Genomic DNA, 17462 nt, shown 5'->3' on the forward strand with positions numbered 1-17462 from the left:
CTGCCCCGAACACCATTTCCCGATCACTGCGCGGAAGGGCGGGCGGCCTGGCGCAGGTCTACTTCCTCGACCAACTCGCGGGCCACGTGCTCGGGCAGCCGCCGGTCGTGTACCGCTACGCCGAGCGCCAGGCGTTGGGCGTCGTAGGAGGCGTCGTCGTCGCCGGTGGCGGCTTCGGTGATGAGGCGGCGGCCCTCGGTCAGCAGGCGGTGGTTCTCGGCGCGTTCGGTGGTCAGGTCGAAGCGGAGCCTGCGGGCGAGCCACCCGATCGTGGTGCCCTGGATGAGCAGGGTGCCGAGGGTGACGATCAGGGCGATGGCCTGGATCTCGGAGCGGCCGGGGAAGGGGGCGCCCGCGGTGGTGGTCTCGGGGATGCCCGCGGCGGCGGCGAGGGTGAGGATGCCGCGCATGCCGGTCCAGCCGACCAGGGCGGTCTCCTTGGTGGTCGGCGGTGGCAGCGGCTCGCCGCCCCGGCGGCGCCTGGCCAGGGACGCGCGGAACCGGGGGTCCCGGTCGATCCGGCGCTGCACGCCGCGGTGGCGCAGGGTCCAGCGGCCGAACAGGCCGAACACCGCCGCGATCCGGAACACGATCGCCGCCACCAGCAGCACCCCGGCCGCGACCAGGGTCTTGACCACGCCGGTGTCCGGCGAGTCGGCGAGGTCCTCCAGGACGAACCGCAGCTGCAGGCCGATGTAGGCGAAGACGAAGGTCTCCAGCAGGAAGTCCACCACCCGCCAGACGCCCTCCTCCTGCAACCGGGTCAGGTGCCCGCCCGGGTACTGGTGCTTGGGGTCGAGCGCGAGGTTGATGCTGAGCGAGAACGCGGCGGCGACCACGGCGAGGATCCCCGAGGCGTGCGCGGCCTCGGCGGTGAGGAACGCGGTGAACGGCAGCAGCAGGACCAGCGCGGTCTCCAGCGTCGGGTTGCCCAGCTTCTTGCGGATCACCAGCGCGACCAGGGTGAACACCAGCCCGATGGCCAGCCCGACCAGGGCGTTGCGGAAGAACTCGCCGATGCCGCCGTACCAGGTGGCGTGCTGGCCGTTGACCGCGGCGACCGCGATGGTGAACAGGGTCAGCGCGGTCGCGTCGTTGACCAGGCTCTCCCCGGTGAGGATCGAGGTGACCCGCCGCGGCATGCCGATCTCGGCGCCGTGCGACACCGTGGTGATGGTGTCCGGCGGGGCCAGCACCGACCCCAGGACGAACGCCGCCGCCAGCCCGATCGAGGGCAGCAGGAGCGACGACAGCCAGCCGAGGACCCCAGCGGTGAGGACCACTGTGACGACACCCAGATAGGTGATCGCCCGCAGGTTCGCGCCGAAGCCCGCGAACGAGGCGCCGCGGGTCGCCGAGTACAGCAGCGGCGGGATGACGAGGGCGAGGATCAGCTCGCTGTCGAGCTCCAACCGGGGTACCCCGGGGATGAACGACGCCCCGGCGGCCAACACCACGATCAACCACCCGGGTTCGACCCGGTGCCTGCGGGCCACCGAGGTCACCGCGATGCCGAGGCCGACGATGAGCAAGAGCTGAACGCCGTTCATGCGCACGACTCTAGGTGACGGGCCTGCCGGACGAGCGGGTGACGTTGCCGGGCGACCGTGTCATGGGGATTGCCCGTGGTCGGCGGCGGATCCCAGCATTGTCCGGACTGCCCCTGACGGAGAGGACGGCCATGGCGCGCTCGGCACGGAGAACGGTGTACGCGGGGGTTGTCGCGCTCGTCATCGGGTTCCTGGTACCCGCGGCGCCCGCCCAGGCCGCCCTCGTCGAGCTCACGTGCAACGTGAACGTCCACTTGAGCTTCAGCCCCGCACTCACCGCGACGCGGACCACGGCGGCGGTCACCGGGGTCGCGAACGTCGTCAACTGCCTGTCCCCCAGCGGGAACTTCGGCCACCTGCAGGCCGGGACGGTCAGCGACGCCACCGGGACCGTCACCAGTCTCGGTGGGATCCCGTGCAACCTCTTGGCGACCATCACCGGCCGCGCCACCATCGACTGGGCACCCACCGGCGGTCACACCACGTTCGACTTCACCGTCAACACGAACCCGCTCAACGGGCTCGTCACGCTGCAGACCTGGCAGACCAGCGGACCGCTGGCGGGCACGACGTCGTTGACCGTGGCCGCGGCGAACCCGAACCTGGGTTGCGCGCTGGGCGGTCTGTCCAGCATCACCGTCCCGATTGGACAAACGACGTTCCTCTGAGGAAGCGCGGGTCACGGCCCGGTGAACTCGGCGGTGGTCGTGGTGCCCGGCGCGGTGGGGGTGCCGCGGTCGATGCTGACGACGTCGGCCACCGCGCGGATGATGGACAGTCCCCGGCCCCGCAGCGGCACGGCGTTGTCGTCCGGGGTCGGGGTGAGCCACTGGCCGCGGTCGGCCACGGAGATCCGCACGGTGGCGGCGCCGACCGTCAGGGCGGTCAGCACCACGGGTCCGGGGGCGGTGCCGCGGTAGGCGTGCTCGACGCTGTTGGCCACGGCCTCGTCGACGGCGAGCAGGATGTCCTCGCCGCGGCGGTCGAGCAGGCGGCGGGCGGTGAGCCAGGCGCGCAGCGCGGCGCGGAACACCGGGACGTCCGCGATCACCGCGGTGATCTCGACCCGCAAGGTGGACGAATCGGGCACCGCCACGTCGGCCGTCGCCACGCGGTCCTGTGCGGTCGAGTCGTCGAGCACGTCGTCCTCCCCGTTGGCCACCCTAGCGCCCCCGGCGGCCCCGGGCATGACGACCGCCATCCCGGCACCCACGAGACGCCGACACCCGCTGAACACCGGCGAAGACCACGCCCCTGGAACCACAAGCCTGCTGTCACCACACCGAAGCCAGCTGATTTACCGCGCCATGCGGAATCTTCTGCATAGCGCGAGCAATGTTCATTCCGAAGCAGCGAGCGACAACGCACGATAGTCGTGAGACCGCAACGCCTTTGTCCGAAACTCGCGTTTTCTCCTCGCATCAGTGGACGACACCGCCGCGAGATCGCCTCGGCGGTCACCAACAGTCGATGAGCGCCCGCCGATCGAGTGAAGTTCGCGCGGTACATGATCACCGATGAGGTCATCCCCCGCGAACCCCGCCCGGTCAGCGTTAATCTCGGTTCGGTCCGTCACGCGGAAGCGTTGGCGCGGAACGGGTCAGAAGCAGGAACGGGTCATGAGCAGGACAGCCGCCTTCGGGGAGGGCGCGACCGCGGTAGCGGGGATGCGGGTCGTGGAATCGGGAGCGGGGTGGGGGACGGGTGTCGTCCGACGACGCGGGGGCGGGCGCGTGGCCGGTGTTGTTCCGCGGGCCGGAGCGGCTGGGGTGGCGGTTCAGCGACCGCGCCGCGCACCGGCAGGTGTTCGCCGAGCCCGAGCCGGTCTGGCGCGGCGAGGCGGTGCGCGCGCCGGGGAGCCTGGTGCCGTCCGTGCTGTTGCCGGTCGCCTGCGGTTTCCTCGGCGGGGCACGGGCCCAGGTGCGCGAGGACGCGCTGGACCACCACCTGTGGCGGGTCGAGGTGGACGCCGACAGGCGCGGCGGGGAAGCCAGGCCGGTGGCGGTCGGCGTGCTGGTTCTCGTTCTGGCAGGCGGATTCCTGACGTGGCTGGTGTCCGGTGTGTACTCCTGGTTCCACGAGGCGACGGCGTTGTCCCTCGATACCACGATGCTGTGGGCGGCGGCCATGGCCGTCCCCGCCGCGGGGGTCGCCTGGTGGACGTGGTCGCGCCTGGTGCGCGGCCTGAAGAACGTGGTGTGCGACTCGTGGTCGCTGTCCTACCGGCGGCACGAGCAGCGGCTGGTCGAGTGGGCGGCGCGGCGCGACCGGTTCGACGACGGTGAGCGCGAGCGCCTGGCGACCATCTCCGACTGGACCGCCGCCCCGCTGTCCCCCGCGGTGACCCGGGTGAGCGTCATCGGGGACAACGCCTACGGGACCGAGGCGCTGCTGACGGTGCTGGGCTCGTCGATCCTCGCCGACGGCGGCTCGGTGACCGTGCTGGACCTCACCGGCGACATCGTGGCGGGCGAGTTGGTGCGCGGGGCGCGGCAGACCGGCTACCCGGTGGCGTTCCGGCTGCTGCCGACCGAGCTGCCGGAGGTGGACCTGCTGGCCGGGCTGGGCGGCGAGCAGGTGGCCAGGCTGCTGGTCGAGGCCAGGCACGGCGGCCAGGCGCGGCAGGACCAGGGCGTGCGCGGCGTGGACGAGCGGATCCTGGCCCAGGTCCTCGACGTGCTCGCGGCGGACGGGCTGTCCATGGGCCGGATCGCGGCGGCGCTGCGGGTGGCGATGCGGGCGCGGGTCCGCGACACCGACGAGGCGCTGCTGTCCCTCGACGAGCGCTCGGCGCTGCGCCGGTCGTTCTCCGACGAGTACCGCCGCCAGGTCCTGCCCAACCTGCGCGACCTGGAGGCGATGACCGGTCCGCTAGCCGCGATGGGCACCGGTGAGGTGTCCGCGCTGGTCGGCCGGTTGCGGGTGCTGTCGATGTCGAGCGAGTGGACCAGCGCGCAGGCCGACGTCCTGGCCGACCTGCTGGTCGGCTGGGCCGCCCGCCAGGTGATCGACGACCCCGGCGCGGTGCCGACGCTGGTGCTCACCGCGGCCGACCGGCTGGCCGTGCGGCACCTGGACCGGCTGACGGAGCTGTGCGAGCGGCGCGGGGTGCGGCTGGTCGCGCTGTTCCGCCGGTTCGAGGACGTGACGGCCAGGGTGATCGGCCGGGGCGTGGTCGCGTTCCTGCGGCTCGACGACCCGCGGCAGGCCGCCAGGGCGGCGGACTTCATCGGCCGCGAGTACACGTTCACCGTCTCCCAGCTGAGCACCACCCTCGGCGGGCAGGAGACCCACTCGGTCGCCAACAGCGTCAGCAACGCCAACAACTACGGCGAGTCGCACAACGAGAGCACCAACCGCTCCAAGACCAGGAGCGCCAACCGCGGCGACTCCGCGAAGTCCCGGGTGCCCAAGACCACGAACCTGTCCCGCTCCAAGGGCTGGAGCGAGGCCGACACCCAGTCCTGGAGCCGCACCAGGACCTGGGGCACCACCGTCTCCGACGCCACGACCGAGAGCTGGTCGGACGGCGAGACCCGGCAGCGGGTGCACGAACACCGGGTCGACCCCGAGGTCATCAAGAACCTCCCGGACTACGCCATGCTCGTCGTCGAACCCCCCACCGACGGCACCCCGCGCCAGGTGCGCCCGGTCGAGCTGAACCCGGAGATCGCCCTTCTGGCCACCGGCGGATCCCCCTGGCAACGCCCATGACGGGGTGGTTGGGCGCGGTGGGGGCGCTGTGCCGGGTCGAGGAGGTGTACCGGGTACCGGACAAGGCGGCCGGAGGGCGGGCGCATCCGCGGTACCCGGCGGTCGTGGCGGCGTACCACCAGCGGTTGGTCAGCGGGGAGCCCCTGCTGGTCGGCTGGTACCGACAACGGGCGGGCGCGCGGGTGACCGTCGCCGTGTCGACGACTACCGCCGGAGACGATCATCCGTCGGCGCTCGTGTTCCCGCCCGGCACCCGGGGCAGCCCGATCGGCGCGGACAGCCTGCGCGACGACCTGGAGTCGATGCCCTGGTGGGTTCCGGTCGCCGGTGTCGTGGACGCGCTCGTGCCAGCGCTGCACCCGGACCACAGCGCGCACCCGCTGCCCGGGCTGGAGCAGAGCTTGTTGGCCGCGTGGCACGGGCCGTTCGCGTGGTTGCTGCTCGCCGAGGCGGTGTCCCGAGAGGACATGGACCGCGAGGCGGCGTGGTTGGCCGACCAGGAGAGCACCGCCCGCGACTACGCCTCCAACCCCGAGGACCTGGTCAGCGCCGAGCGGCTCGCGCGCCGCTACCGGGAGGTCAGCGCGGGCAACTCCACCGGGCTGTGGCGGGTGCGGCTGCTCGCCGGGGGTGTCGACGAGTCGTCCGCGACCGCTGTGGCCGGGTTGCTCGTGGCGGGTCAGGACTTCCGGGGCACCCCGTACGCGCTCATCCCCACCAAACCGGTGCACGGGCTCGACGCCGCCACCCAGCACGAGCCGTTCCTGGCCGACCCGCGCCTGGTGACCAGCCTGGCGCAGGTCCCCGCCGCGGAGATCCCGGGCGTCCGGCTCGTCGAACGGTCCACTTTCGACGTCACCCCCGAACACGTCGCCGACGCCGAGACCGTCCTCATCGGACAGGTCATCGACCACGACGGCCTGCCTGCCGGGCCGGTGCACGTGGGGTTCGACACCCTCAACCGGCACACCTTCGTCAGCGGCGCCACCGGGTCCGGCAAGTCCCAGACGGTGCGGGCGATCCTGGAACAGCTGGCCCGGGCGCCGCGGCCGGTCCCCTGGCTGGTGATCGAACCGGCGAAGGCCGAGTACGCGGGCATGGCCGGGCGGCTGCGCGACCTCGACCGGCCGGTGCTCGCGATCCGCCCCGGCGACCCGTCGGCCGTGCCGGGGTGCCTCAACCCGCTCGAACCCGAGCCCGGTTTCCCGCTGCAGACCCACATCGACCTCGTCCGCGCGCTGTTCCTCGCCGCGTTCGACGCGTTCGAGCCGTTCCCCCAGGTACTCAGCCACGCGCTCGACCGCGCCTACCGCGAGCTGGGCTGGGACCTCGCGCTCGGCGAGCCGGGCACCGCGGGTGTCACACCGCGCTACCCGACGCTCAGTGAGCTGCGGGACATCGCGTTGGACGTGGTGGAGAACATCGGGTACGGCCGGGAGATCACCGACAACGTGCGCGGGTTCATCGACGTGCGCCTGGGCAGCCTCACCCTCGGCACGCCAGGCCGGTTCTTCCACGGCGGGCACGCCCTCGACGTCGGCGGGCTGCTCAGCCGCAACACCGTGCTGGAGCTGGAGGACGTCGGCAGCGACCAGGACCAGGCGTTCCTCATCGGCGCGGTGCTGATCCGGATCAACGAACACCTGCGGCAGCGGCACACCGCATCCCCGTCCGGCGAGCACCTGCGGCACGTCACCGTGATCGAGGAGGCGCACCGGCTGCTCAAGAAGGTCGAGCCGGGCAGTCCCGCCGCGCACGCGGTCGAGTTGTTCGCCACGCTGCTGGCCGAGGTCCGCGCCTACGGCGAGGGGATCGTCGTCGCCGAGCAGATCCCGAGCAAGGTCACCCCGGACGTGGTCAAGAACTCGGCGCTCAAGATCGTGCACCGGCTGCCTGCCGCCGACGACCGCGCCCTGGTCGGCGCCACCATGAACCTCACCGACGAGCAGTCCCGCTACGTGGTGGCGCTGCCACCCGGCCAGGCGGCCCTCTTCGCGGGCGGTATGGACCACCCGATCCTCACCCGGATCCCGCTCGGCAACGCCCGCGAGTCCGCCGACGGGGTCGACCGCACCCCCGCCATCAGCGCTCCCCGCAGCCCGGCCTGCCCCACCCGGTGCGCCGCCGAGCCCTGCGCCCGCAGGCGGATCCGCGAGGCCGAGCGGTTCGCCGAGACCACTCCCCGACTGGTGCTGTGGATCGAGCTGACGACCATCGCCCTGGTGACCGGGGTGACCTGCCCCCGGCCGGATCGCGCGTGGCTCTCCCGGTTGACAGCGGGCGCTGACCGGCACGTCCTCGACTGCGCGATCGCGGGGGTCATCCAGGACAGTGTCCACACGCGATACCCGGCGCTGGTGGCGCACTACCAACCCGAGGACCTCGCCCGGCACCTCCGTTCACTGTGCGACTCGGTGCTCGCGGGCCGGACTGTCGACAGTGGACCGGATGTGCGGTGGCAGGCCGGGCAGTACCGGTGGTCGGACGTGTTCGTCGCCCTGGCCGAGTCCGAGGACTCCCCCGATCCGCACCCGGACACCCAGCGGTGGCGCACCCGGGGCCTCCGCCTGCCGGACGCGCCGTGCCGGGAGCAGTTGGACGCGCTGCTGGGGTTGCCGGAACTGCTCCTGGCCACGCCGATCGTCCACCGTGGACGGGTCAACCCCACGTACTTCGAACGAGCGGCGACCGCGATCAGCCCGGGCGGCGAACCAGCCGACCGGTTGGCCAGGGCCGCCGACTTCCTGAACCTGGACTGGAACTTCGCGGACCTGCTGTATGCCCGAGGTGAGAACCCATGAGCGAACTCACGTCCGGTCAGCCAACCCCACCCTCGGGAGAATCGGCCCGACCCGCCGATTCCGCGGCACGGACAGCGGCGAGCAACGGCGATTCGAAGAACGGGAAGACACCGAAGCCACCCGAGGCCGCGTTGAAGGCGGCGCTCACCCCAACGGATTCCCCGGGCAACCACGCGAAGCCGGAGAAGGCGGCGGCGCACCCGCTGCGCGCCGCGCTGACCCCTACCAAGCCCAGTAGCAAGGAGGGCAACACCAGGCATGTTGTCCCCGATGTGGATGTCCGTCTATCGAGTGATGCCCGGTCGGAAGCGCCACCGGGATCCCGGGGATATCCGCAGAGCAGCGCACGTGGCGAGGTCCTCAAAGCAGACTTGCGCAAGGAGATGGCGCGCCCCGAGGTAAGCAATCCAAATCTGGCAAAGTGGATGGAAGAGCTGTACCGTGACGATGCCGAGATTGGCAGTGGGAGCACGGCGGCGGCCGTCCGATATGAGCGGGAGACGGGAGAACGAGTAAAGGGAAGGTTTCACTCAGGAAAAGCACAAACTTCCATTCGAAGCCTTGAGAAATGGTTGTTCAACAACCCCGATGCCTCGCGCAATGACCGAGCCACGGCCGAGAACGTCATCCTGGACATGAAGAACTCACTGAAGGACGTGTGATGATCGAGCACGCATGGTTGCGAGAGATAGCCGCGGACATCGCGTACACGCCCAGCTACATGGCCGAGGAGCTGCCGATATCACAGGCGATCGAGGCGGCACAGCAGTTCGTCGAGGTCTTCGACACACTCGACACCTCGGTGGTGCAGAAGACCTTCCGCGTGTTGGAGGACGCGCTGCGCGACGGGACCGAGCAGGAGAAGGACGCCGCGGCCACCGGGTTCCTCGAATCGGTGTTGTCCGCCTGGGACCGGGGGTTCGACCTGGAGTCGATCTGGCAGCACGTGGGGCCGGAGTCGCGTGAGTACTGCATAGCGTGGAACGAGTTCACCGGGGTCCCCACGCCGGAGTGGATGCGGTCCATCGACGTGGGGTCCGGGTGATCGGGTCGGTCGCGCAGGGGCTCACCACTCGCGGTCCTGGTTGACAGCGCGCACGATGACGGGCAAGGGCTTGTAGTTCAACGGATTCACCTTTTCTGTGTGTTGTAGTGGTGTGGCAGGGCGTGGGGCAGCCACGCATCGACCACTGGTCGGTCGGCGCGGTGGAGTACTCGGCGGGTGTGGCCGAGATGGGTTCAGGCGTGCGCTATCGCCGATGGGGGCTCGGGTCTCGGTGGTGTGCGACAGGAGCCGAGCGGGATCCGATGTGGATGCCAGGCAAGGGTGAACGCACGGCGGCGCCGGGGGCTGGGGCGCGGTGTCCACTCCCGACGGATGCCGTCCGGGCAGTGGAGAGCGGGGGAAGCCTCACGCGGGCGATCCCGCGCCGGGGAGGCTCAGCTAGCGAGAGCCGCACAGCCTTTACGCGTTGACATGCCGATAGCGTGCCAGGGCATGACGGGCCGGTGCAAGGCAATTACTCGACGAACACGGCACTCGACGACGGCGTGACCACGTCATCGACTGCTCGTGCCGGAACGGAGCGCGCGGCAGCCGCGGCACCCGGGGCGAGAACAGCGAGAACGGGGGCGCGCGAACCGCACCCCCGTCATCACCGGGCGGACCTACTTCGCGGCCTGCTCCAGCGCCACCAGCGCCGCGGCGAGCGCGAAGAACTTGTTGGTCCCGAGGTCGCGGACCGTCTTGACGCCGAAGGCCGCCGCCAACTTCTCCGCGTCGCCCTCGCTCACGCCCGCCAGCGCGGCCACCGGCGCGTCGAGCACCTCGGACACGCCCAGGCCCTCGTACGCCTTGTCCAGCTGCTTGTCCAGATCCACGGAGACTGCCATCGCGAATACCCCTCCACACCGAGAGTCGAACATGACCCCGTCACCCTATCGGGCGGTAAGGCGGGCGCACTGCCCGCCACGTTCCGTGTCCCCACCAGCACCCGAACAGCACTGTCCCACTGGGCGAACACGACCCGAACGGCGAGCGGACCGCCCAGGGTGGCCGGTCGCTTGTGGAGACCCCGAACGGGTGATCTCATGCCATGAAACGGCGCGGGGCGGCCGTGGTGGTGATTTTCCGGCAACGGTCACGTCATAGGCGCAGCCCACGCACCCCGGAAACTGTTACACAGTGGGAAATGGGAAAGCCGCCCGGAAACCCGCGGGGACAGTCCTGTCAGGCTTTTCCTCGTGGCCCCACTCGGGGGGCCGGGACCGGGAAGGCACCTCAATGTCTGCTCATTTCCGCGTGAAACTCGCCATTGCCGCGGTGGCCGCCGCGGCCACCGCCGGTGCGCTCGCCTCGCCTGCCGCGGCTGCTGAGGGCCAGGTCAGGGCCGCGTCGGGGACCGCTGTGAGCGGGTCGTACGTGGTGGTGTTCAAGGACGGGACCGTGCACGCGGCGGCGGCGGACCACGCCAAGCGCTACGGCGGGACGGTCAGCCACACCTATTCCACGGTGCTGTCCGGCTATTCCGCGCAGTTGTCCGACCGGGCGGCGCGGCGGATCGCGGCCGACCCCGCGGTGGCCTACGTGGCGCAGGACGAGGTCGTGTCCATCCAGGGCATCCAGTCCACCCCGCCGTGGGGGCTCGACCGGGTCGACCAGCGGAACCTGCCGCTGAGCAAGTCCTACGCCTACCCGGACAACGGCGGCAGCGGCGTCACCGCGTACGTGGTGGACACCGGTGTGCGGATCAGCCACTCCGAGTTCGGCGGCCGCGCGCGCAACGGCTTCGACGCGGTGGACAACGACACCGTCGCGCAGGACGGCCACGGCCACGGCACGCACGTCGCAGGCATCGTCGGCGGCCGCACCTACGGTGTCGCCAAGCAGGTCGGCATCGTCGCGGTCCGGGTGCTCGGCGACAACGGCAGCGGCAGCATCGCCGGTGTCGTCGCGGGCATCGACTGGGTCGCCAAGGACGCGGCGGGCAAGAAGGCCGTCGCGAACCTGAGCCTCGGTGGCGGCACCAACACCACTGTGGACACCGCGGTGCAGAAGGCGATCCGCGCGGGCGTCACCTTCGTCGTCGCGGCGGGCAACTCCAACGCGGACGCCTCCACCGCCTCCCCCGCTCGCGTCCCGGAGGCCATCACGGTGGCCGCGTCCGACAACGCCGACCGCCGTGCGTCGTTCTCCAACCACGGCAACGGTGTCGACATCTTCGGCCCGGGTGTCGACATCCCGTCGGCGTGGCGCACCTCGGACAGCGCGACCAACACCGTGAGCGGCACCTCGCAGGCCACCCCCCACGTCGCGGGCGCGGCGGCGCTGTACCTGACCACCCGCACCGCCACCCCGGCCCAGGTCCGCGACGCCCTGGTCGCGGCCGCCACCAAGAACAAGATCACCGACCCGAAGAGCCCCAACAACCTCGTCTACGTCGGAGCCTGACCTCCCCCGGTCGCGCCCGTCCCGACCACGAGCCGGGGCGGGCGCGGCGCTCCGTCCGATGTGGACCCGGCGTCGACCCTGGTCAGCACCACGCACGCGACCAGGGCGGCGACCAGGAGTCCCGCGCACACCAACGACGCGTGGACGAACGCCGCCTCGGGCGTCCCGGCCCGCAGGTACACCCCGGAGATGGCGCTGAGGCAGACCGCTGCCGCGACACGTTGGGACATCTGGAGGATCGCGCCCGCGACACCGGCGGCCTCAGCGGGCGCGTGCCGCAACACCCGGGCTTGGTTGGGCGACAACGAAAGCCCGTTGGCAGCACCCCAGGCCAGCTGCACGACCGCCAGCGCGACCGGCAGCACCAGCGCGGGCACCACGACCACCACCAAGGCACCGACCAGCAGCATCACGATCCCCAGCCCCGTCCCCAGGGTGACCGCGTGCGAGCCGATCCGCCGCACCACCCGCCACGCGATCGCGGAGGTCGCCACCATGGCCACGGCCGACGGCAGCGTCACCGCCGCCGCGGTCAGCGCGGACATCCCCAGTCCACTCTGGAGGAACAGCACCAGCACCAGGCTCGCCGCCATCGCGGACCCGAACTGGGCCATCGCGACCACGGTGCCCAGCACGAACGGCGCGGAGCGGGTCAACGCCGGGTGCACCAGCGGCACCTTCCCGACCCGCACCCGCCTGCGGTGCCCGACCACCAGCGCCACCACCGACCCGATCACCGCGGCCACCCACCAGCCGACGTGCGTCCCGGTGATGAACGGCATCATCGACGACACGGTCAACACGGCCACGCACAGCAACCCCCACCCGTCGAGCCGCCCCTCACTGACCCGCTGCGGTTGGGGCAGCTGCCGCGCCGCCAACGCCAGCGTCACCACCCCGCACGGCACGCTCAGCAGCAGACACCACCTCCACCCGGCGCCCGGCCCGGCCACCGACACCAGCACCCCGCCCAACGCGGGCCCCAGAGCACTCGACACCCCTGCGACGACCGCGTACATCCCGAGCGCGCGGGTACGGCCAACCCCGTGGAAGACGTCCTGGATGGTCCCGATGAGCTGCGAGTTCACCAGCCCGGCCCCCGCACCCTGAACCAGCCGCGCCACAATCACAGTCGTCGCGTTCGCCCGGCCGCAGCCACAACCGCGAACACCACGAACGTCGCCAACCCGACCAGGAACAGCGTCTTGCGCCCGCGCGCGTCCCCCAGACTGCCCCCGGCACCAGCGCCAACCCGAACGCCAGCGAGTACCCGGACACGATCCACTGCACATCGGTCGCCCCTGCCTGCAACGACTCCCGCAGCGACGGCACCGCAATGGTCAACACCGACTGGTCCAGCAACGTGGTCACCCCCGCCGCCAGGCACACCACCAACACCCGCCAGGACGCCCGGTCATCCGCTGTGCGCACGTCCCCCATGCTCACAGCGCCCGCCCCAGTCCGGCCGCGAGTTCGCATGCTGGACGCCCCGTGGCAACGCTGCCCAGGCCCACCGATCCGGTGTCCGGATGGTGGAACCGGCGCGCCCGGGTGGTGGAACGGGGCAGACTCGGCGGTACCGGGAAAGTGGGAGGAAGCGCGTGGGTTCGTTGCGGAATCTGGGATTCCTGACCATCGGGTTGTTCGACGGCGCCGACCCGGGGGCGGGGCACGAGACGACGCTGGAGGTCATCGAGCTCGGTGAGCGGCTCGGGTTCGACAGCGCGTGGGTGCGGCACCGGCACCTGCAGTTCGGCATCTCCTCGCCGGTCGCGGTGCTGGCGGCGGCGTCCCAGCGCACCAGCCGCATCCACCTCGGCACGGCCGTCATCCCGCTCGGCTGGGAGAACCCGCTGCGGCTGGCGGAGGACCTGGCCACTGTGGACGTTCTGTCCGAAGGCTTCGAGGTGTTCTCCGACCGCGTGCAACCGCACTCCCCCGGGCTCGGCAGCAGGCTCTGGTACGGCGGCGGCAGCCTGAGCTCGGCGCGGTGGGCGGGTGAGAACGGGATGAACTTCCTGACCAGCAGCGTCGTCAAGGCCGAGCAGTCCGAGGACTTCGCCGAGATCCAGCTGTCCCACATCCGCGAGTTCCGCGCCCACCACCCGGACGGCGACAAAGCCCGCGTCTCCCAGGGTCACGTCGCCCTCCCCTTCGCTTTCGAACCCGCCGACTACACCCAGATCCTCACCGACATCGCCGCCCATCTCGGCCCGGCCCTCGGCTGGCAACCGGCGCAGTAGTGAGAGAGTCGCCGGACGTGGTCGGTCTCCGCTGGGAAGCTACTTCCCAGCGGAGACAAGGCGTTCGGTCAGGGCAGCAGGATCAGCTTGCCCCGCACGTGCCCCTCCGCGCTGACCCGGTGGGCCTCGGCCGCGTCGGCAAGGCCGTAGGTCGCGGCGATCGGAACCGACAGCTTGTCCCTGGCGGCGAGGGCGGCGGCCGCGGTGAGGCGGTCGCTGACCTTCTCCTGCTCGACGCCGCGGATGAAGCGGACCCCGTACTCGGTGGCCTCGAAGTCGGCGATGGTCACGACGCGCTCGGTGCCGCCGACCAGTTCCACCAACGCCCGAGCGCTGCCGTGGCCGGAGACGTCGTAGGCCAGGTCCACGCCATCCGGGGCCAGTGCGCGGACGCGGTCCACGACACCGTCTCCGTAGGTGGTGGGCTCGGCGCCGAGGCCGCGCAGGTAGTCGTGGTTGGCCTCGCTGGCCGTCGCGATCACCCGCAGGCCCAGGTCGACCGCGATCTGCACGGCCACCGTACCGACCCCGCCCGCGGCACCGTGGATGACGATCGTCTCCCCCGCCACCGGCCGGATCTCGTCGAACACGGCGTACGTCGTGTTGGCCGCCACCGGCAGCGTCGCCGCCAGTTCCCACCCGATCTCGGCGGGCTTCGCCGCCACCGCCGCGACATCGGTGATCACGACCTCGGCGTAGCCGCCCTGGCCGGTCGCGGCGAGCACCTCGTCGCCCACCGCGTACCCGGTCACGCCCGACCCGACCGCGTCGACCACGCCCGCGACGTCACCACCGACGACGTACGGGAACGGGGTCTCCCTGGCCCCGGCCAGCAAACCCGAGCGGATCTTCCAGTCGACCGGGTTGACCCCGGCGGCCCGGACCCTGATCCGCACCTGCCCCGGACCGGGCTCGACAACGTCGCGCTCGACGACGTGCAGCACCTCCGGAGCTCCGAACTCGTCGAACTCCACCACGCGGTATGTCCCCATGGCACTCCCCTTCCCTGTCCGCCCCCGAGACTAGGCAGGCCCGACCAGCCGTCTCACCAACCGGGCAAGGGGAATAAACAACCGTTGGCGCACAACCACTACGGCGACGGCCGCACGAGCAAGCCGGTGAAGGTGATGGCCACCAAGCGGTCCGCCTGTTCCGCGGTGGTGTGCTCGCGGGCCAGCGCGCAGGCGGTGGTGAGGGTGTGCAGGTCGGCGCTGGTGGTGGCGGGGTGGATCGTGCCCGCGTCGATGGCGCGGCGCAGGAGCGTGTCGCCGATCCCGGCCATGCGGACGCAGGAGGCGTGCAGTTCGGAGGAGGCGTCGTCGGTGCCGTCGGCCAGCAGTGAGGCCAGGCCGCTGTAGGTGGCGGCGTGGGTGACGGTGAGCTGGATCCAGGTGCGGAGGGCGCGGTCGGGGGGTTCGGCGGACAGGGCGTCCCCGGCGTCGAAGACGGCCTCGTTGCGTTCGGCCATCAGCGCGCCGAGCAGGGCCCTGCGGGTCGGGAAGTGGCCGTAGAGGGTCCCGATGGCGAGGCCAGCCCGCTTGGCGATGGCCTCCAGGGACGCGCCGGTGCCCTGTTCGCGGAACACGGCGTCGGCCTCGGCCAGGAGGCGCTGACGGTTGGCGCGGGCGTCGGCGCGTGGGCGTCCGGGAGGGGGCACTGTCGGCTCCGAGCTAATTCGAGGTAGCCTCGACTTAATAGTTCGAGGCACCCTCAGGTTAGTGGAGGAACGATGATCCTGGTAACCGGCGCGTCGGGTTCGGTCGGCCGCCGCCTGGTGCGGCGCCTGGCGGGCACCCCGACCACGGCGTTCGTGCGCGACCCGGCGAAGGGCGGGGCCCTGGGCGGCCGGTACGCGGTCGGCGACTTCGACGACCCGGCGACCCTGGCCGCCGCCCTGGCGAGGGTTGACCGGGTGTTCCTCAACGCGGGCGGGGCGGTGCCCGCGGTCGGCGAGCAGCCGATGGTCCGCCAACAACTGGCCGTGATCGACGCGGCGGTCGAGGCGGGCGTGTCGCACGTGGTGAAGCTGTCGGTGTGGCACGCGCGGGTGGGCGGCAAGCTGGCCGAGGGCGCGCACGGGGTGATCGAGGAGTACCTGAAGGCGTCGGGTCTCGCGTGGACCATCCTGCAGCCCAACGGTTTCATGCAGAACTTCAGCACCGGCACAGCGGTCACCACCCACGACGGCCACCTGCTCGGCGCCTACGGCGACGCCGCGGTGTCCTATGTCGACTGCGAGGACATCGCCGCCGCCGCGGCCGCCACCCTGACCGACCCGCGCCCCGGCGAGACCTTCGTCCTCACCGGCCCGGAACCCCTGACCCACACCGAGATCGCCGAGAAGCTGTCCGCCTTCGTCGGCCGGGGAATCCGCTACCTCGACCTCCCCGCCCCCGACTTCGCCGCCCACCTCACCACCCTCGGCCTCCCCGACACCTTCGCCACCGACGTGGCCACCCTCTTCGCCGAGGTGGCATCCGGCCGCCTGTCCCCCGTCACCACCGACGTGACCACCCTGACCTCCCGCACCCCCAACACCTTCGACACCTTCCTCCGCGAGAACGCCACCCAGATCCGCGCTGCCTGGTGAGGTGAACCTGGGGCTGATCTGACTGCCGTGTAGCCCAACTCGGAGAATGCGGGCCATGCGTGCAGTTCGGTCGGTGTGGATATGGGCAGCGGTGGCGTGCGCGGCGGCATTCGGACTGCTCGGGGTGGTGATGGTGACCTACGGCGATGAGATCGTGCTGGGGGTTGTCGCGGTGGGGCTGGGGATCGCGGGCGTGGTGGCAGCGATGCGGTCTGGCGTGCGGGTCGACGAGAGCGGGGTGCGGGAGCGACCGTTCTTCGGGGGCGGGGAGTTCGTGGCGCGGGAGGACGTCGCGGGGGTGGAGGAGAGGGCGAACGTGGGCAGCGTGTTGCCATCGAAGGTGGTGGTGATCGTGCGGTGCTCCGGGGAGGAGGTCGCCTTGACGTCGTTGGCGTACTACTTCGGCACGCCTCGACGGGTTCGGCGGCTGCGGGCCACAATCGAGGGGTGGCGATAACGTCCCCGCCGGAGGGCGGGACACGCCTTCCGCGGTGCGGGGTGTGCGGCCGGGGCTGCCGTAGCATCCGGTCACCATGAGTGAGACCTCGGTGCGGAACCGGCAGTGGATCTTGCCTGCCGCGGTGGCGGTGGTGCTGGTCGCGGCCGTGGTGGTCGGGCGGCGGCGGCCGGGTGGGTATGTGGTGCTGGGGTGGTTGGACCAGCCGGTGCTGTTCGGGACTATCGCGATCGCGATGGTGGCGTTCGTGTGCTGGTTGGTGGTCGACCACAACGCTTGGCGGCCGTTCCTGATCGGGGCGTTCTCGGCGCTCGCGCTGTGCTGGGCGGCCTTCGGGGCGCTGGTCGGGTCGATGACCGTCGCCCCCGTGGAGCAGTCCCGGCACGCGTCACCCAACGGTGAACGGGAGGTCATCATCTCGCGGGGCTACACCGGGATGACCCCGTCGTGGCAACTCCGCGTGACCACCGGAGCCTGGCCCACCGCCCGCTCGTGGGACCTCGGCTGCGTCAACTCCGACACCGCCACCCTCAACGGCGTCCGCTGGACCGGCGCCGACACCGTCCGCGTCCTCATCTCCCGCCCGGACGACATCGACATCACCCTCGACCCCACGACCGCCCGCCCCACCACCCCGCTCACCCTGGGCTGCTGAC

At 71.4% G+C, this 17462-nt stretch carries 16 protein-coding genes; 10 read left to right on the forward strand and 6 right to left on the reverse strand.

Annotated elements, in window-relative coordinates:
- Nucleotides 1-23: 23 nt before the first annotated feature.
- Nucleotides 24-1550, reverse strand: a complete 1527-nt coding sequence (locus tag CLV68_RS16780) for a cation:proton antiporter (protein WP_121391808.1) — start codon at nt 1548-1550, stop codon at nt 24-26.
- Between the two features lie 155 nt (nt 1551-1705).
- On the opposite strand from CLV68_RS16780, the gene CLV68_RS16785 reads away from it, so the two are divergent.
- Entirely contained in the window at nt 1706-2218 is a 513-nt protein-coding gene (locus tag CLV68_RS16785; protein ID WP_121391809.1) for a hypothetical protein, read from the forward strand.
- Between the two features lie 11 nt (nt 2219-2229).
- Here CLV68_RS16785 and CLV68_RS16790 read toward each other — a convergent pair whose 3' ends face one another.
- On the reverse strand, nt 2230-2751 hold the full coding sequence (locus tag CLV68_RS16790) for an ATP-binding protein (RefSeq protein ID WP_121391810.1): 522 nt from the start codon (nt 2749-2751) through the stop codon (nt 2230-2232).
- A gap of 503 nt (nt 2752-3254) precedes the next feature.
- Between CLV68_RS16790 and CLV68_RS16795 the strand changes: the two genes are divergently transcribed.
- The 4 genes from CLV68_RS16795 to CLV68_RS16810 are packed head-to-tail and all read left to right on the forward strand — an operon-like array spanning nt 3255 to nt 9110.
- Nucleotides 3255-5264, forward strand: a complete 2010-nt coding sequence (locus tag CLV68_RS16795; RefSeq protein WP_121391811.1) for a hypothetical protein — start codon at nt 3255-3257, stop codon at nt 5262-5264.
- Complete coding sequence (locus tag CLV68_RS16800; protein WP_121391812.1) at nt 5261-8065, forward strand: ATP-binding protein; 2805 nt, start codon at nt 5261-5263, stop codon at nt 8063-8065. Before CLV68_RS16795 ends, CLV68_RS16800 begins: the two co-directional genes overlap by 4 nt.
- Nucleotides 8062-8727 (forward strand): hypothetical protein, encoded by a 666-nt coding sequence (locus CLV68_RS33390; protein ID WP_147460028.1) that lies wholly within the window; start codon nt 8062-8064, stop codon nt 8725-8727. The genes CLV68_RS16800 and CLV68_RS33390 overlap by 4 nt, the downstream gene beginning before the upstream one ends.
- Entirely contained in the window at nt 8727-9110 is a 384-nt protein-coding gene (locus tag CLV68_RS16810; protein WP_121391814.1) for a DUF7674 family protein, read from the forward strand. The genes CLV68_RS33390 and CLV68_RS16810 overlap by 1 nt, the downstream gene beginning before the upstream one ends.
- Before the next feature lie 623 nt (nt 9111-9733).
- On the opposite strand, the gene CLV68_RS16815 is transcribed toward CLV68_RS16810, so the two are convergent.
- A complete protein-coding gene (locus tag CLV68_RS16815) occupies nt 9734-9958 on the reverse strand; it encodes a hypothetical protein (protein ID WP_121391815.1) in 225 nt (74 codons plus the stop codon).
- A gap of 391 nt (nt 9959-10349) precedes the next feature.
- On the opposite strand from CLV68_RS16815, the gene CLV68_RS16820 reads away from it, so the two are divergent.
- Nucleotides 10350-11516: a S8 family peptidase gene (locus tag CLV68_RS16820; protein WP_121391816.1), complete on the forward strand. Its 1167-nt coding sequence runs from the start codon at nt 10350-10352 to the stop codon at nt 11514-11516.
- Here the strand turns inward: CLV68_RS16820 and CLV68_RS16825 are convergent.
- A complete protein-coding gene (locus tag CLV68_RS16825; RefSeq protein ID WP_281274671.1) occupies nt 11501-12808 on the reverse strand; it encodes an MFS transporter in 1308 nt (435 codons plus the stop codon). The genes CLV68_RS16820 and CLV68_RS16825 overlap by 16 nt on opposite strands.
- A 309-nt stretch (nt 12809-13117) precedes the next feature.
- On the opposite strand from CLV68_RS16825, the gene CLV68_RS16830 reads away from it, so the two are divergent.
- Entirely contained in the window at nt 13118-13759 is a 642-nt protein-coding gene (locus tag CLV68_RS16830; protein ID WP_246009921.1) for an LLM class flavin-dependent oxidoreductase, read from the forward strand.
- Between the two features lie 68 nt (nt 13760-13827).
- Here CLV68_RS16830 and CLV68_RS16835 read toward each other — a convergent pair whose 3' ends face one another.
- On the reverse strand, nt 13828-14751 hold the full coding sequence (locus CLV68_RS16835; RefSeq protein WP_121391818.1) for an NADP-dependent oxidoreductase: 924 nt from the start codon (nt 14749-14751) through the stop codon (nt 13828-13830).
- Nucleotides 14752-14849: 98 nt separating this feature from the next.
- A complete protein-coding gene (locus tag CLV68_RS16840; protein WP_121391819.1) occupies nt 14850-15416 on the reverse strand; it encodes a TetR/AcrR family transcriptional regulator in 567 nt (188 codons plus the stop codon).
- A 72-nt stretch (nt 15417-15488) separates the two neighbouring features.
- Here CLV68_RS16840 and CLV68_RS16845 point away from each other — a divergent pair, with 72 nt between their 5' ends.
- The 3 genes from CLV68_RS16845 (at nt 15489) to CLV68_RS16855 (ending at nt 17461) form a co-directional block, all read left to right on the forward strand.
- The gene (locus CLV68_RS16845; RefSeq protein WP_121391820.1) at nt 15489-16349 is read left to right on the forward strand and encodes an NmrA family NAD(P)-binding protein; all 861 of its coding nucleotides are present in this window, start codon (nt 15489-15491) and stop codon (nt 16347-16349) included.
- Between the two features lie 55 nt (nt 16350-16404).
- Nucleotides 16405-16806, forward strand: a complete 402-nt coding sequence (locus CLV68_RS16850) for a hypothetical protein (RefSeq protein WP_147460029.1) — start codon at nt 16405-16407, stop codon at nt 16804-16806.
- A gap of 76 nt (nt 16807-16882) precedes the next feature.
- The gene (locus tag CLV68_RS16855; protein WP_121391822.1) at nt 16883-17461 is read left to right on the forward strand and encodes a hypothetical protein; all 579 of its coding nucleotides are present in this window, start codon (nt 16883-16885) and stop codon (nt 17459-17461) included.
- The last annotated feature ends 1 nt before the right edge of the window (nt 17462 follow it).

This window comes from Actinokineospora cianjurensis, assembly GCF_003663795.1.
GTDB lineage: Bacteria > Actinomycetota > Actinomycetes > Mycobacteriales > Pseudonocardiaceae > Actinokineospora > Actinokineospora terrae.